This is a genomic window from Candidatus Zixiibacteriota bacterium (genome assembly GCA_014728145.1).
Lineage (GTDB): Bacteria > Zixibacteria > MSB-5A5 > JAABVY01 > JAABVY01 > WJMC01.
Map to the genome: position 1 here is coordinate 1 of WJMC01000065.1, position 15123 is coordinate 15123.

Below are 15123 nucleotides of genomic sequence, written 5' to 3' on the forward strand. Positions count from 1 at the left end.
GTCCCCCGATGGGTACATGACCAGCAAATCGAGAGGCATCTGAAACATCGGGTAATAATATGGATCCTGTTCCTGGACCTGTGTGATCTTGACAACCAGTTTGTCAGACTGTGAAGTCGAGTCGTAGTAATGAAACCATCCATATTCATAATGGGGATTACCGGGTTGATACAGCCACTGGTTGAAAAACCAACCCAGTGAGTTGCCGTGGACAGCCTCTGCGTGAGACCGGAAATCGTACGAATCAGCATCCCGGTAACGCAGATCAGGATCGGATTGGTAATTGCGCAGAATCTGGAAGAATGCGGAATCGCCGACCACATTGCGAAGCATGTGCAAGACCCGTGAGCCTTTATTGTAGGAAATTGTCCCGCTGAAAATATTGTCGTTGTCGACATCCTCGACATAGACCGAACCCGCGTTAAGGCATCCCTGGCCGGCGATATAATCGTGATAGTGATCTTCACCATACAAGTATTCATAATAAAGTGCTTCTGTATATGTAGCAAATCCCTCATTGAGCCAGATGTGATGAAAATCACGGCAGGTAATCAGGTTGCCCCACCAGTGATGAGCCATCTCGTGCAGGATGATCGTTTCATTGGCGATCGACGGCACCAAGGCCACCATCGTCTGGTTTTCCATACCCCACAGGTCGTAAATTGAATTGCCGTACTTTTCCTCGACAAATGGATACAAGCCGAACATATCCGATAGAATCTGGAGTTGTGGCACAGTATATGTCAGGTAATTATTGACCGCCTGCGGGTAGCCGTCAAAAGCGTAAACCACCACCGGCATGAACTGTCCCGGGGCGTACTCCCACTGCTGTTCATACAGGCTCTGGTAGGCGCATATAAAGTGGATAACGTAGGTCGCGATCGGGTAGCTTGTGCGCCAGTGAGTGGTCGCTGTACCATCGCCATTGTCACTGATCGACTGCAGAAGTCCGTTGCCGGAGGTCGTCATTGCGTCCGGATGAGTAACCATCATATCCACGCTGTCGACTTTGTCGTGCGGAAAATCCTTGCATGGAAACCAGTTTCTCGAACCATAAGGTTCGCTCTCGGTCTGGCATATCTGTGACGTGTAATACCCGGTGTAAGCCAGCCCGCCACCTGTACCCCAGGGAGTTTCGAGATATTGTGGTACACCGCTGTAAACTACTTCGATCACGAATTGATCGCTTGAATCCAATGCCTGTGGTGGATAGACCGTGAATAAATCGACGCTCTGCTGGTAGCTTACGGTTAGCCCGTTGACTTTGACCGAGCTGATATTGAAACCGGTATGAAACGTCAGGTCAACAAACGTCAGATCATCGACCAGCGCTCTACCGCCGATTTCAACAACGGCGTCAATCGATTCGGCGTCAAAGTCCAGCACGACATCGATTCCATAGTAATTAATATCGGTGTCGTACATATTTGCTGTCGGGTAGGGCAAACCGAAGTTTCCGGCCACTCGGCTGATCTTCCCGAGGCTGTCGAGATGAGCCGGTTTATGCTCGCACCCGTGGGACTGACGCCATCTGATCAGTTCATGGAATGCCTGATCATCGGTACGCCATTCAATCGAGTCATGCTCATGTGCAAAAGCGGTCGCAGACATTACTGCAGACGCCATCAATGCTAACAATATGAGTCCTATTCTATTCAAATCATCCTCCCTGATTATTGCCCCTGTTTACCATGGGCAGGGTGCCGGTCCGCCGGCGAAAGCGTAGTTGATAAGGTAGACCGCGTCAGAGACGTCGACCGATGAATCACAGTTGACATCGCCCAAATCGATCGGGTCTGGAGCTTCCCCGCCGGCAAACGAGTAATTGATCAGGAAGACAGCGTCGGAAACATCCACACTGCCGTCATGATTGCAATCTCCGCGGTCATATACCTGCCCGCCAGCGACTGTGAAAGTAAACGGCGTGCTCTGGTAACCACTGCCGATCTCGTCCTGGTTAAATGCCTCCACATGCCAGTACCAGACATCATTGGCCATCGGGGCGGACTGTTGCCAGGTCGTATCGCCGATATCTTCAACAGTGGTTACATTGGTGTTGAAATCCGCGCTGGTGGAATACTGCAATGTATAACTGCCACCGCTTCCCGCGGTTGAACTCCATACAAACAGAGGCCTGTTGTCGGATAATGTCTCGCCGTAGGAGGGAGCGATCATCGTCGGCCGATCGGGTTGCTGGCCTTCCAGCACCACGATTGTGAGGGGCACTGAATCGACATTCGGTGGATTATCGCTGTCAATCACTTCCAGGGAAAAAGTGAAGTCCGAGGCCCAGGTCGGAGTGCCCTCGATATACGCCACTGTGCTGTCATGCAGGGTGAGTCCATACGGGATCTGTCCGCTTGCTCGAGACCAGCTGTAATCCGGCACACCGCCGACAGTATAGTATTCAGCATAATAGGGCTGGCCGATATAGGCCGTATCGACTTGTTTCGGAACTATGATCGCCATGCCAAATGTCGAGTCGTATTCGACCGTACGCAGGATCTTTTCCTCAGGGTCGAGCAAGACAGAGGTCGGTTCGAACGGCAGGTTGAATTCCCATCCCTGGCCGCGCTGGTTGTTAAAGACTGTAATGGTCGTGTCATAACCGGAACCCAGAATCTGCACATCGACCGGCATCGGGAAAAGGTCGTATTCCTGTTCCTGGCGGATCAACAGGAAGAAATCATAACCGGCCTTATCGACGCTTTCTTCAGTCTGCCAGGAGTAGACATAGTCCGGGTTGCCCTCGTTATAGACCCAGTTATTGAAAAACCAGCTCATATCCTCGCCGTAGACTGCCGAACAGACTTGACGCAGGTCGCTGGTGTAGGCGACCGAGTATTTCAGGGAGGGGTGATTGAAATAGTTATCCATAGCGGTCAGAAAATCATCGTCACCCAGGATCTGGTGAAGCATATACACAAGCCAGGCTCCTTTGTCATAGACCGTGGTATGATCGAACATGTCGTCATTGACCAGGTCTTCGACATAGGGCGTGCCGGCATCGAGATGCTTCATTCCCTGCATATAGTTCTTGTATGCTTGTTCGCCGTAATGATAGCGTACATAGAGCGCTTCAGAATATGAAGCGAAACCTTCGTTGAGCCACATGTGGTGGAAATTGCCGCAGGTCACCAGGTCACCCGCCCATTGATGACCGAGCTCATGCGCGATCACCCATTCCGAGTTGAATCCGGGCGAAATCGAGGTCATAGTCTGGTGCTCCATGGCGCCACCCCAGCCGTAATGATTGTGTCCGTATTTTTCATCCACAAACGGGTACAGCGTAAAATATGATGACAGCGCTTCCAGCGAAGGAATCGTGTAATTACGCATATAATATAGAGAATAGTACTGGCTGTATTGTGAAATACCGGGATAGGAATAATTCATGATCGGCATGCTCTCCCCGGGAGCATACTGCCAGTTTTTTGAATACAGCGTGTAGTTTGTGCATCCCAGGGATACAAGATAGGTCGTGATCGGATATTTCTCATGCCAGTGCGTGGTTTTAGTGCCGTCGCCGTTGTTGACGGCGCTGACCAGAGTGCCGTTGGAGGCCACAACTTTTGTCGCCGGATGAGTTACAATCATGTCCAGTGAATCCGGTTTGTCATAGGGGAAATCCTTGCAGGGCCACCACAGCCGTGCGCCGAACGGTTCGCAGTTGGTATAGGCTACCTCGTTTCCACCATAATAGTAAAAACCCAGGCCGTGGTTTCCGTCGAAGCCGGGATGGCCACCGTAATAGACACGTAGAGTAAACTGCTGGCCCGCATTGAAACTCTGCCCCAGGTAGATATACAGCATATTCTCGCTGTGGTCGAAACTCACCGGGGATCCGTCGAGTTCGACGCTCGAGACCGATAATGTGCCATAATCTGTATCGAGATTGAAATCGACCATGTCCAATCCGTTTTCAAGCGCTTCGATTCGCGATTCGACATAACCGTTGACCTGGTCGCTTTCGAAATCGAGTTCAATATCGAGCTTATAGTATCGGACATCATACTTGTACTGGTTGCCGGTTGGAGTAGAGCCGTCGGCCATCAGGGAGAGCTTGTAGCCATCTATGGCTTTCTGCGACTTATGCATACAGCCATGAAGCTCATGACGATTCTCCAGCCACTGACGCCATTCTTCCGGGGTCGGTTCCGGTAGAGTCCCTTTAGTGGTCTGCAACAACTGCCCATAGGAGAGTGTGCTAAAAATCAGTAACAGCGCAATCAAAACTGTCGATAACCTGAAGCCTGGGTTCATGATCCTGCCTCCATACGACCACCGTTTCTCAAGCGGTGGTCTCTATTGATTCAATGATGTTTTTCCGTATTTTAGTATAATCTGCTCTATTCAATTCGATCAACTGAGCGTCCGGGTGTTTTTTAATTATATCAGCCTCCGGATGAGATCTATATATAATAGAAGCTAAAATCGTTGCATCTGTTTGCAATAAACTGCGCAATATTGATTTGAATTTGCTGGAAAGTAATTCCATTTTCCCGATCTCATCAATCAGAACATATGCGCTCTTGAAAAGGTTCATCCGGATAGTATCCAAAAACGAATCAAATTTTTCCAGGGCAACGCCATAACTGCCCACCCGGTAACGGGATTTGATGCTTTTTGAAGCCAAAAGACTCTCTCTGCCATCTAAAGAGACGAGCTTGAAGCCGATTCGTTTGTTTTCCTGGCGTATTTCCTCAGTATAAAAACCGGCAAAATTCAAGCCTGATTTGATCGCTATCTCTCGCAAAAGCGTAGTTTTTCCGCACCCCGGCGGACCGGTAAGTAAAATCAGCCTCGACATAACTTTCTACCGGGCTTCGAGGGCAATCCCGGCAACCGTTTATCTCGTTGAACAAGTTCAACATAGACAATTTAATATGAAGACGTAATTTGTCAAGAATTACCTCTCTCCAAATACGAGCCGGTCACTTTTTGGTGTGAATATTAGGATTGTTTTTATCGAGTATAAAGCGATCGCATAGAATATTTTAGCTCTGCTTGATCTAAGTCCCGCAGGGTAGTATAGAAATCCAGCCAGTTGTCGATAATATAAAAGCGTGTCACTCAAAGGGGTAGTTTAACAGCATGGATTTTACCAGCTTACTTGAAAAAGTCGGTTCTCTCGAGGACAAGCTTATTGATCTGGATGTCAAGCTCGAATCCAAGAACGCCGAACTGATCGAGATCGCCCGCGTGGGGGCGATGATCACCTCCATTCTGGAACTGGATAATATACTTTCCGCTATGATGGAAATATCTCTCAGGCTCCTGGAGGCTGAGGTCGGATGTATCCTGAGCTTCGACAAGGGCAGGGTCGAAACCAGGGTCTCATGGGGAATTGATAATTCGCTGGTACAGATGATCAAGCTCGAGGGCGACATGGATATCGCCCAGTGGACACGTGGCACGGGCGAGACCGTAATTATCAATGAGTTTCCTCCCGAAAATGAAATCCCGGCCCAGATTACCTCGGTCATTTCCGCCCCGCTTAACTGCCATGATGAAACCATCGGGGTGCTGGTGGCGGTCAATAAATCCTCGGAGGATGGTTTCGGCGATGATGATCGGGCCATACTGGAAACCCTGGTAAATTTCGCCAGCGTGGCGATCGAAAATTCCAAGCTTCTGCAGGAACGGATAGTCAAGCAGAAACTGGAGGATGAGCTCTCGCTGGCCAATGAAGTCCAGAAGGCCCTGTTGCCTTCGGGAGATTACAATATCGAGGGTGCCGCGGTTTCGCATATCTATTTCCCGGCCGGCCATGTCGGGGGAGATTATTACGATATTATACCGATAACCTCCCGGGAATTTGTGGTAATTGTCGGTGATGTCTCCAACAAGGGAGTTCCGGCCGCCCTGATGATGACCGCGGTTCGTTCTGTCGTCCGCCACGAGGTACGTTCCAATACCGATGTGGCTCTGATCATGAACAAGATCAACCAGACCCTCTGCCATGATGTGATGCGCCGTGACGGGATGTTTATCAGCCTGGTTTTAGCGCATTATGATATAGATAAAATGGAAATGAATATCTCTAATGCCGGCCATCTGCCGCCTTTGTTTTACAATCCCTGGAAAGGTGAAATTAAACAGCTCATGAAGGGCGGGGTGATACTGGGGCAATTTGAAGAATGCGAGTACGTTTCGGAAGTGGTCAAACTCGAAAAAAATGACAAGCTGTTGATGTTCACGGACGGGATCACAGAGACCGAGAATGTTGCCGGACAGATGTATGGCCGGGAGGGCCTTCTGGAATTCACTAAAAAGAACAAATGGCTCGACGACAGAAAGTTTCTCAACAAGCTCAAACAAACCATCGACGAGTTTTCCAAGACGGGTGCTGAAATCCAATTCGATGATATCACCAGCGTGATGGTGTCAGTCAAGTAAAAGGGTGGGAGATGGAAGATAAGATTGCAATCTGCATTCCCAATCGCCTGGAATGCCTTAGATGGTTATACCCTGTCTGTGAAGCAGTCTTGCGAGAACTGCCTTTTTCAGAAAATTACCGGCTTAAACTCATGGTCGCCATCTCAGAAGGCTTCACAAATGCTTATTTGCACGGTAATCAGCAGAAGCCGGAAGCTCGAATCGACCTATCCTTATATATAGGTAAAAATTCGCTCAAGATTTTGATTGAGGATAGCGCATTCCTGCCGATAAAAGATACTGTAAACCGGGACAAGGACATAGTTGACCCTCAGGCAGTCAATGGCAGGGGCATATACCTGATGAAGAAAATAGCTGACGAGGCTTACTATGAATATGATCCGGCCGGAATCAACAGGCTCGTTATTATAAGCAGCTACGAAAATAAACACGAGGATATAACTGTCTAAAAAGGGAGATAGATTATGGAAATCTCAGTCAAGGAGCAGGAACAGTATCTGACTTTCAACCTGAAGGGACGATTGGACCTGACCAGTTCGACCGAACTCAAGGAGAAAGTCAAGGAATTTTTGAACCAGGGAAAGAAGAACATACTTCTGAACCTGTCCAAAGTCGATTTCATCAACAGTTCCGGCCTGGGTACGCTGGTGTCGACTCTTAAAGAAGTTCGTATGGTCAAGGGTCGCATAGCCTTGTGTTGCCTGGCTCCGTATGTCCAGGAAATTTTCGAAATCACTCAGCTTTCACACATCTTTGACATTTACACGACCGAAGACGAAGCTCAGCAGGCAGTTAGCCAGTTCAAAATGGCAGGTACAACCTAAACGAGGTGCTTTTTATGGAAAAGATCGATCCGCATCAGCAAGAATTGTTGAGCCTTCTGGTAAGCGGTGATCCAGATCAGAAAGAAGAAGCCTGCCTGCAACTGCGCGAATACGATAACGACACGACCAGGGCGGCCCTCGTGGCGCTTTTGGAAGATCCCGACAAAGTTATTCGCGAGCTGGCCGCAGAGGGGCTTATCGCCTTGAAAGGCGAGCAGTCAGCCGTGTTTCTGGTCGATTATCTCGGCCACGAGGATATCTCGGTCCGCAATATGGCCGCTGAGACACTGGCCAAGATCGGCACTGACAGCGTCATTCCGCTGATCGGAAAAATTCCCGATCCGGATAAAGATGTGCGCAAGTTTGCTGTCGATGTGCTCGGGTTGATCGGCGATGAACGCGCGGTTGCTCCCGTTATCAAGGCTCTCGATGATAAAAATCCGAATGTCGTCTGTTCCGCGGCGGAAGCCCTGGGGGAAATTGGGGTGCCGTCCGCTGTCGATGATCTTGTGCGTATCCTCAATGAAAACGAGGATGCCCGTTTGCAGGCGGCTGAGGCGCTGGGAAAAATTGGTGACCAGACAGCTTTCGATGCCCTGGTCAAGGCCCTCAAAAGCGACGATCCGGTAATGGTCTTCAGCGCTATCGATGCCATGGGCAATCTCAAAACCCTGGAAGCCGCGCCGTACCTTAAAGATCTGATGGAAGGCGCAGATGACGCACTCAAAGAAGCAATTATTTCGGCTTTAATAAAATTGGCCAAGTCTACCGACCGCTCGGTATTGCAGGATCTGCCCGCGCGACATCTGCAGGAATGCCTGTTCAAAGCCCTCACGGGCGATAACAAATCCAATAAGATGTTTGCCCTGGAGGAACTGGAGCATTGGGACGGGCCCTCAGTGGTGGAAAAACTGCTGGCGGTCCTGGAAGATCCGGATGATGATGTGCGTGCCAAAGCCAAGGAAGTCCTGCGGACTTTCGCGGTATCGGCCTCAGATCGTATCTCCCACGCTCTCCAGACCGGCAGTCCGGAATATATAGTGAACCTTCTCGAAACTATAGCCGCCACCGGTAATTCACGATTCGTTCACGATGTCATCAAGCTGGCTCATAACGAAGATCAGACTATTCGTGAAGAGGTTGCCTACTCACTGGGCAAAATCGGTGACCGTGGGGTTCTGGATGTTCTCTTTAAGATGGCCGATGATGAAGTCGGTCATGTCCGCAGTGCCGCCCTCAAGTCGATCGGCTGGATCGGTGGTGAGGTGGATGTCGAGAAGCTTTTCAAGTGGCTCGACGATGAGTATCCGGATGTGCGCGAGGCTTGCCTGGGTGCGCTGGTTTTGATCGGCGGTCCCAAGGTCATCAAGCGCTTCCATGATGATCTCGACCACAAGAACCTCGAACGCCAGAAGATGGCCGCCTCCGCTCTCGGGTGGATCGGTGAGGAGGATGTCGTCGAACCGCTGGTGTCGATTCTCAATCATCCGGAGTGGGAAGTGCGCCGTTCCGCGGTTGAATCGCTGGGACGAATCAAGTGCGAGCGAGCCCTCGAACCGCTCAAGGTGGCACTCTACGATGATCATCCCCAGGTCCGCAAGGCCTCGATCGATGCCATCGTGGCACTGGAGGGAAGCAAAGCATCCGAATCACTGATAATGCTTCTCGATGATTCGGATATCTGGGTTCGTTTTCATGCTATCAATGTCATCAGCCAACTCGAGGACCAGTCCATTACCGAGAAGATACTGGCGCTGTTGAATGATGAAAACGATATCATCCGGGTGGCGGCCGCCAAGGCGCTTTCAAACCTCAAAGACAAGCATTCACTGCCGATGCTCAAGCAGGTCGTCAATGATCCCAACCGGGATGTGGCCGAAGCGGCGGCGGAAGCTGTCAATGTGCTGGAGGGGAGTGTCTGATGGCGCGCATACTTGTTGTCGATGATGAACTTCTGATCCGTGATTTGCTCTATGACTTCTTCTCGTCACGGGATCATCAGATCGTTCTGGCCGAAACGGCACGCAAGGCCCTGGATACGCTTAAATCAGAAGAAGTCGACCTGATTTTGACAGACCTGAAGATGCCTGATTTGGACGGTATGGAGTTTATCCGGCAGGCCCGTGATCTGAGCGAGGACACTCCGGTTATCATCATGACCGGATTCCCCTCCATCGATTCGGTTATCGAAGCTCTGCGAATGAAGGTGTCAGATTATATCACAAAACCCTTTAACATAAACAGGCTGTTTGAAACCATTCAAAGAGTATTGGAAGAAAAGACGGTTGTAGCCAAATAGGAGAAACCATGTCAACCGAAAAAGTGCTAGTAGTGGATGATGAGTTATTTGTGCGGGAACTTCTCGACGAATATTTTTCAAAGTTGAAGTTTTCCGTCGACGTCGCCGAATCAGGCGAGGCCGCGCTCGAACTCGTCAGTGAAAACCACTACCAGGTTGCGCTTGTGGATCTGAAGATGACCGGGCTGGATGGTCTGGCGACACTGAAGCGTATTCGTGAAATTGACGCCGAAGTCGTCCTGATCCTGATGACCGGTTATCCCACGGTTGAATCTTCGATTGACTCGATTCGGGCGGGAGTCTACGACTATATAGTCAAGCCGTTTCGCCTCAATGAGCTCAAGGACCTCGTGACCGGGGCTATCAAGGAGTACGAGGTGCGACGCGAGATGACCCGCATGAAACAGAAAATCGACATGCTGGAAGCCTACCTCCAGCAGGCCGACAATGACTTCCCGAGTAAGTTCGGGGAGTTTCAGAAACAAGCGCAGGATTCGGAAAAACACCACAAAAAAACGCAGACCGCCAAAATGTCGGTTCGCGGTAAAATGGCTTAAATGAATGAATGGGCACAGCATTGAGTACGGGTATGAGTAAGAAACAGATGAATGCGACGATGTTCGCAAAAGGGGTACACAAACAGATAATGATAGCAGAGGCCTTCTGTTATCAGGAGGTTGCCGTATGCTGACTTCCAATCCAACGCAGCCGACCCTTTCAAATGAGGACTTTCTGGCTGTTCGCGATTTCATATATGAGAAATCGGGTATCTGGTTCGGAGAGAACAAAAAGTATCTTATAGAGAACAGGCTGGCCAAGCGGATTTCGGAACTGGGAATCGCCACTTACAAGGATTATTTCTACCGCGTCAAGTATGATACTTCGCTGAAGGAATTCGATGTCCTGATGAACCTGGTGACGACCAATGAAACCTCGTTTTTCCGTAACCCGCCACAGCTGAAAGCCTTTTCTGAAGAAGTTCTGCCGATGATCATAAAGGAGAAAAAAGAATCTCCCGGCTCCATAAAGAGGCTGAAAATCTGGTCAGCGGGATGTTCTACCGGAGAAGAACCCTACACTCTGGGAATAATCGCCCTCGAGCGCATGCACAGCATGACCGGCTGGAATATCGAAATCATTGCCAACGATATCTCCCAGCAGGTGCTCTACGCGGCACGCAAGGGGCTCTATCAGGAATCGACACTGCGGACCACAGATCAGCGCCTGATTGACAAGTATTTTACAAAGGAAGGAAACTTCTACCGGGTAAAAGATGAGGTCAAGCGGCTGGTGAAATTTAATCACGTCAATCTCAACGATGCCCGCCAGGTCGGGTCATTCAATGATTGCGACGCGATTTTCTGCCGCAATGTCATGATATATTTCTCCGACGATATCAAGAGATCGCTGGTGAAGCAGTTTTATAAATCACTGCGCGCGGGTGGCTTTTTCTTTATCGGCCATTCCGAAAGCCTGCACGGGATCTCGAAGTCGTTTAAACTGGAATATCTCAAAAACGCCCTGGTCTACAAAAAGGAAGCGACTCGTGTCGAGACCACACAAAAAGTGACTAACAAGGTGGCAGATTCGCACACCCATACGGTCGATACGCTTTCCAAGATCAGGGAGCTTTTGAACAAGAAGTAAACAATCGGTAACCTTCAAGAAGGTGAATACATATGAAGCAGACTATCATGATCGTGGATGATTCACCGACGGTTTTGAAGTTTGTTAGTTACAGTCTGAAAAACTCCGGGTTTAAGGTTATAACTGCTTCCGATGGGATGGACGCTCTGGAAAAGATTTCCTCCATTCAGGAGCATGTCGATATGGTCATAACCGATTTGAACATGCCGAACATGGACGGTTATGAGCTGATCTCGACATTGAGGCAGAACGAGCGCTTCAACACCACACCGATTATCATCCTCTCCTCCGAAGAGGACGATGCCGACCGCCAGAAAGGGTCGGAGGCCGGTGCCAGCGCTTACCTGACAAAGCCGTTTAAATCATCCGTGCTGTTGTACGAAGTCAGTAAATTTTTGTCCTGACTGTGAAAAAAAGTGAAGTGTAATATACAAAGGAGGCCGATGTGCAAAATCTTAAGATTTTAGCCGTCGACGATTCACCCACAATGCGCCGTATTATCATAAACACGCTCAAACGGGCAGGGTTCAATGATATTGCCGAGGCCACAGACGGCAAGGACGCCCTTGCGAAAATGCAGGTGGAGGAATTCAATTTTGTCATTACTGACTGGAATATGCCGGAAATGGATGGTCTTACATTCGTGACAAACCTGCGTTCCAACAAGGAATATGAATCGTTGCCGGTGCTGATGGTTACTACCAGGTCAGTCAAGGATGATATCGTCGAAGCCATGAAAGCCGGGGTAAACAGCTACATCGTCAAGCCGTTTACGCCTGAAACCCTGAAAGAAAAGATAATGCAGGTCTTAGAGGCCAAGTAGCTTTTCGGGGAGGACAAAAAATGGAAAATACTAAGATACTGGTTACAAAGATACAGGACGAGATCAAGGAACTGACCGATTCAATCAACGATGTGGTTGGTACCTTCAAGAAGATGCAGGCGCCCCTGGCTGAATCACAGGCTAAAGTTCCCGAGGCTACTCAACAGCTCGAAAAGATTACCGAGCAGACCGAGAACGCAACCCAGCAGGTGATCGACCGCGTCGAGAGCATCTCGAATATCTCTGAGGATATCGTCAACGAAATCGGTGTGCTCCGCAAGGCGCTCCCGGCTACGTATTTCAAGAACCGGTCAAAAATCAGGGATACGATCGGAAATATCGAAGGCAAAGCCCAGCAAAACCTGGATGACGCCTTCTTGATCTTAAACGCCCTGCAGTTTCAGGATATCACTTCACAGCAGATCCACCAGGCCTCTGTCCTGATGGAGGAAGTAGAACAGAAACTGCAGAACCTGCTGTCGGTTTTCGACGGCAAAGAAGGAATTGAAAAAATCAAGTCGATAGTCCAGGACAAGGCCTTCGATCCGGAAGCCAATTTCGGGGATATGTCCGACACCCAGAATCATGTCGACTCACTGGTCGCTTCTCTTTCCGATAAGGACGAGAAGTAGGCCGATAAAATCGTTTTTTGATCTTGATATATTAAGGAGGTCCGATGTCAGGAGATGTGGCTGAATTAGAAGAAATGCAGGCCATTGTTGAGGAATTTCTGGTCGAATCTGAAGAGCTGATCTCCAATCTCGATTCCGATCTGGTCACGCTTGAGAAGGAACCTGAGAACCTGGATCTGTTGAATCAAATCTTTCGATCAGCACACACCATCAAGGGCACTTCCGGATTTCTCGGATTTAATGACCTGATGAGCCTCACCCATGCTATGGAAGATGTGCTCAACCGTCTGCGTAAAGGAGAACTCAAAATTAATCCAGCAATCATGGATGTCCTTCTGGATTCTGTGGATGTTTTGAAATCGATGCTGGAAGATATAAAGGAGAATCGTGAAACTTCAGCGGATTTCAAACCGCTGGTCGAAAAATTGAAAGCGGCTGATCGTGGCGAACTATCCGCCGAGGGCGAAACCGCCACCAAACCGAAACCGGAGCAAAACCAGGCTGATGCTGAAGACAAGCCGGAAGTGAAGAGCGAAAATACTGAAGCTCCTGCTGATGCCCAAAAAGCTCCGGTCGAAAAAACAGAGCAGAAGGAAACTGCGGCCAAACAGTCTGTGAAGAAAAAAGACTTGTTCGATAAAAAGAAATTCGAACAGACTATTCGCGTCGATGTTTCCCGCCTCGATAACCTGATGGATATGGTCGGGGAGCTGGTTTTGGGAAGAAACTCGCTGATGCAGCTTTCGACCACGATGAACCTTCATTACGAGGGTGACGAACTGACCACCACGCTCAACCAGACCGCAACCCAGGTGAGTTTCATCACTACCGAAGTGCAAATGGCGGTCATGAAGATGCGCATGCTTCCGATCGGCAATGTCTTCAACAAGTTTCCCCGCCTGGTGCGAGATCTTTCACGCGAAACGAATAAGAAGATCGACCTGCAGATTTCGGGTGAGGACACTGAGCTGGACAAAACCGTTATCGAAGAAATCGGTGATCCGCTGGTCCACCTGATCCGTAACTCCTGCGATCATGGCGTAGAAACACCGGATGAACGTGTCAAGGCCGGTAAGGATGAAAAGGGAACAGTCTGGCTCAAAGCCAGCCAGGAAGGTTCGAATATCATCATCGAAGTCGCCGATGACGGCCGGGGTATAGATCCTGAGAAGATCGCCAAAAAAGCGATCGAGCGCGGATTAACTAACGAGGATGATGTTAAACAGATGTCCAGCCGGGATATCATGCAGTTTATCTTCTCGCCCGGCTTTTCAACCGCTCAGAAAATCACCGATATCTCCGGAAGAGGTGTCGGGATGGACGTGGTCCGAACCAATATTGAAAAACTCGGAGGCATCATAGAAATCGATTCCGCTCCCAATCGTGGGACCAGCATCGAGGTGAAACTGCCCCTGACCCTGGCGATCATACAGGGCCTGATGGTGCGTTCCGGCGATGATATTTTGATCATCCCGCTGGCCTCGGTTCTGGAAACTGTCAAGACGGAACAAAGCGAAGTCTATTATGTCAATAAGCAGGAAGTGATCAAACTCCGCGACACGGTTCTTCCAATCGTCGATTTGAACGACGTACTGGGACTGCCCAATCCGCCCGGAAAGGATCGTAAACCATACGTGGTCGTTATCGGCCTGGCTGAAAGACGACTTGGTTTGATCGTCGATGACCTCCTGGGACAGGAAGAAGTGGTCATCAAAACTCTCGGCAACTATCTCGGCAACACCCCCGGAATTTCCGGCGGAACAATTCTCGGCGACGGACGTATTCGCCTGATCGTCGATATTTTAGGGCTCTTCAACCTGGCTAAGAGATAAGAAGGCTGGCGATGGGATTGCAGGAAAATATAATTAAGGTGCTGGTAGTTGACGACTCCGCTTTCATGCGCAAAGCGTTGTCGATGATGCTTGAGTCCGATCCCCAGATCAAGGTCATAGATACCGCCAGAAACGGGATCGAGGGAATTGAGAAAGTAGAAAAACTCAAACCCGATCTCGTTACCATGGATATCGAGATGCCGCAGATGGACGGCCTGACCGCCCTGCGCAAGATCATGAGCAGCAATCCACTGCCGGTCATGATGGTCAGTTCGTTGACGACCGATGGCGCAAATGCCACTCTCAATGCGCTCGATCTGGGCGCGGTCGACTTCATACCCAAGCAGTTGTCCTACGTCTCTCTCGATATCGTCAAAATCAAAGAACAGTTGATCCAGAAGATCAAAGCTATTCACGCGCGCAGAAGGACTCTACTGGCACGCCATGCCATGGCGCGCCGAAGGCCGGCGGTGGCAACACCTACTCGACCTCCGCAACCGATTGCACGTTCTTTGATGCGAAAAGATGTTTCAATAGTCGCGGTTGGTGTGTCAACCGGCGGACCACCCGCGCTTCAACAGGTTATCCCCAAACTGCCCAAGGGATTTCCGGTTGGGGTGTTGATCGTTCAGCACATGCCACCCAATTTCACGAAATCCCTGGCCGA

Annotated in this window: 15 protein-coding genes; 12 read left to right on the forward strand and 3 right to left on the reverse strand. The window is 49.7% G+C overall.

Features of this window, described 5'->3' with window-relative positions:
• The 3 genes from GF404_03995 to GF404_04005 all read right to left on the reverse strand — a co-directional run.
• On the reverse strand, positions 1-1659 hold a 1659-nt coding region (locus GF404_03995; GenBank protein ID MBD3381339.1), incomplete at its 3' end, for a hypothetical protein.
• Positions 1660-1686: 27 nt separating this feature from the next.
• The gene (locus GF404_04000; GenBank protein MBD3381340.1) at positions 1687-4263 is read right to left on the reverse strand and encodes a hypothetical protein; all 2577 of its coding nucleotides are present in this window, start codon (positions 4261-4263) and stop codon (positions 1687-1689) included.
• 28 nt (positions 4264-4291) lie between these two features.
• Complete coding sequence (locus GF404_04005; protein MBD3381341.1) at positions 4292-4810, reverse strand: AAA family ATPase; 519 nt, start codon at positions 4808-4810, stop codon at positions 4292-4294.
• A gap of 284 nt (positions 4811-5094) precedes the next feature.
• Between GF404_04005 and GF404_04010 the strand changes: the two genes are divergently transcribed.
• From GF404_04010 to GF404_04065, 12 genes are all read left to right on the forward strand, one after another.
• Positions 5095-6399: a SpoIIE family protein phosphatase gene (locus tag GF404_04010; protein ID MBD3381342.1), complete on the forward strand. Its 1305-nt coding sequence runs from the start codon at positions 5095-5097 to the stop codon at positions 6397-6399.
• Positions 6400-6410: 11 nt separating this feature from the next.
• Positions 6411-6848: a hypothetical protein gene (locus GF404_04015; protein ID MBD3381343.1), complete on the forward strand. Its 438-nt coding sequence runs from the start codon at positions 6411-6413 to the stop codon at positions 6846-6848.
• Between the two features lie 15 nt (positions 6849-6863).
• Positions 6864-7223 (forward strand): anti-sigma factor antagonist, encoded by a 360-nt coding sequence (locus tag GF404_04020; protein ID MBD3381344.1) that lies wholly within the window; start codon positions 6864-6866, stop codon positions 7221-7223.
• 14 nt (positions 7224-7237) lie between these two features.
• The gene (locus GF404_04025; protein MBD3381345.1) at positions 7238-9145 is read left to right on the forward strand and encodes a hypothetical protein; all 1908 of its coding nucleotides are present in this window, start codon (positions 7238-7240) and stop codon (positions 9143-9145) included.
• Positions 9145-9522: a response regulator gene (locus GF404_04030; protein MBD3381346.1), complete on the forward strand. Its 378-nt coding sequence runs from the start codon at positions 9145-9147 to the stop codon at positions 9520-9522. The genes GF404_04025 and GF404_04030 overlap by 1 nt, the downstream gene beginning before the upstream one ends.
• An 8-nt stretch (positions 9523-9530) precedes the next feature.
• Positions 9531-10079 carry a response regulator gene (locus GF404_04035; GenBank protein ID MBD3381347.1) on the forward strand — a complete coding sequence of 183 codons (549 nt, stop codon included), beginning with the start codon at positions 9531-9533 and terminating at the stop codon, positions 10077-10079.
• A gap of 127 nt (positions 10080-10206) precedes the next feature.
• A complete protein-coding gene (locus GF404_04040) occupies positions 10207-11169 on the forward strand; it encodes a protein-glutamate O-methyltransferase CheR (protein MBD3381348.1) in 963 nt (320 codons plus the stop codon).
• A 32-nt stretch (positions 11170-11201) separates the two neighbouring features.
• Entirely contained in the window at positions 11202-11573 is a 372-nt protein-coding gene (locus tag GF404_04045; protein ID MBD3381349.1) for a response regulator, read from the forward strand.
• A gap of 83 nt (positions 11574-11656) precedes the next feature.
• Complete coding sequence (locus GF404_04050) at positions 11657-11992, forward strand: response regulator (protein ID MBD3381350.1); 336 nt, start codon at positions 11657-11659, stop codon at positions 11990-11992.
• A gap of 20 nt (positions 11993-12012) precedes the next feature.
• Positions 12013-12624: a hypothetical protein gene (locus GF404_04055; GenBank protein ID MBD3381351.1), complete on the forward strand. Its 612-nt coding sequence runs from the start codon at positions 12013-12015 to the stop codon at positions 12622-12624.
• A gap of 74 nt (positions 12625-12698) precedes the next feature.
• Positions 12699-14456, forward strand: a complete 1758-nt coding sequence (locus GF404_04060) for a chemotaxis protein CheA (protein ID MBD3381352.1) — start codon at positions 12699-12701, stop codon at positions 14454-14456.
• A gap of 29 nt (positions 14457-14485) precedes the next feature.
• Positions 14486-15123 (forward strand): response regulator (locus GF404_04065; GenBank protein MBD3381353.1); only part of this gene is annotated, 638 nt, incomplete at its 3' end.

Excerpts from the sequence above, each read along its gene's own strand:
- GF404_04000 (MBD3381340.1), bottom strand. The coding sequence starts at position 4,263 with ATGAACCCAGGCTTCAGGTTATCGACAGTTTTGATTGCGCTGTTACTG.
- GF404_04005 (MBD3381341.1), bottom strand. The coding sequence starts at position 4,810 with ATGTCGAGGCTGATTTTACTTACCGGTCCGCCGGGGTGCGGAAAAACT.
- GF404_04010 (MBD3381342.1), top strand. The coding sequence starts at position 5,095 with ATGGATTTTACCAGCTTACTTGAAAAAGTCGGTTCTCTCGAGGACAAG.
- GF404_04015 (MBD3381343.1), top strand. The coding sequence starts at position 6,411 with ATGGAAGATAAGATTGCAATCTGCATTCCCAATCGCCTGGAATGCCTT.
- GF404_04020 (MBD3381344.1), top strand. The coding sequence starts at position 6,864 with ATGGAAATCTCAGTCAAGGAGCAGGAACAGTATCTGACTTTCAACCTG.
- GF404_04025 (MBD3381345.1), top strand. The coding sequence starts at position 7,238 with ATGGAAAAGATCGATCCGCATCAGCAAGAATTGTTGAGCCTTCTGGTA.
- GF404_04030 (MBD3381346.1), top strand. The coding sequence starts at position 9,145 with ATGGCGCGCATACTTGTTGTCGATGATGAACTTCTGATCCGTGATTTG.
- GF404_04035 (MBD3381347.1), top strand. The coding sequence starts at position 9,531 with ATGTCAACCGAAAAAGTGCTAGTAGTGGATGATGAGTTATTTGTGCGG.
- GF404_04040 (MBD3381348.1), top strand. The coding sequence starts at position 10,207 with ATGCTGACTTCCAATCCAACGCAGCCGACCCTTTCAAATGAGGACTTT.
- GF404_04045 (MBD3381349.1), top strand. The coding sequence starts at position 11,202 with ATGAAGCAGACTATCATGATCGTGGATGATTCACCGACGGTTTTGAAG.
- GF404_04050 (MBD3381350.1), top strand. The coding sequence starts at position 11,657 with ATGCGCCGTATTATCATAAACACGCTCAAACGGGCAGGGTTCAATGAT.
- GF404_04055 (MBD3381351.1), top strand. The coding sequence starts at position 12,013 with ATGGAAAATACTAAGATACTGGTTACAAAGATACAGGACGAGATCAAG.
- GF404_04060 (MBD3381352.1), top strand. The coding sequence starts at position 12,699 with ATGCAGGCCATTGTTGAGGAATTTCTGGTCGAATCTGAAGAGCTGATC.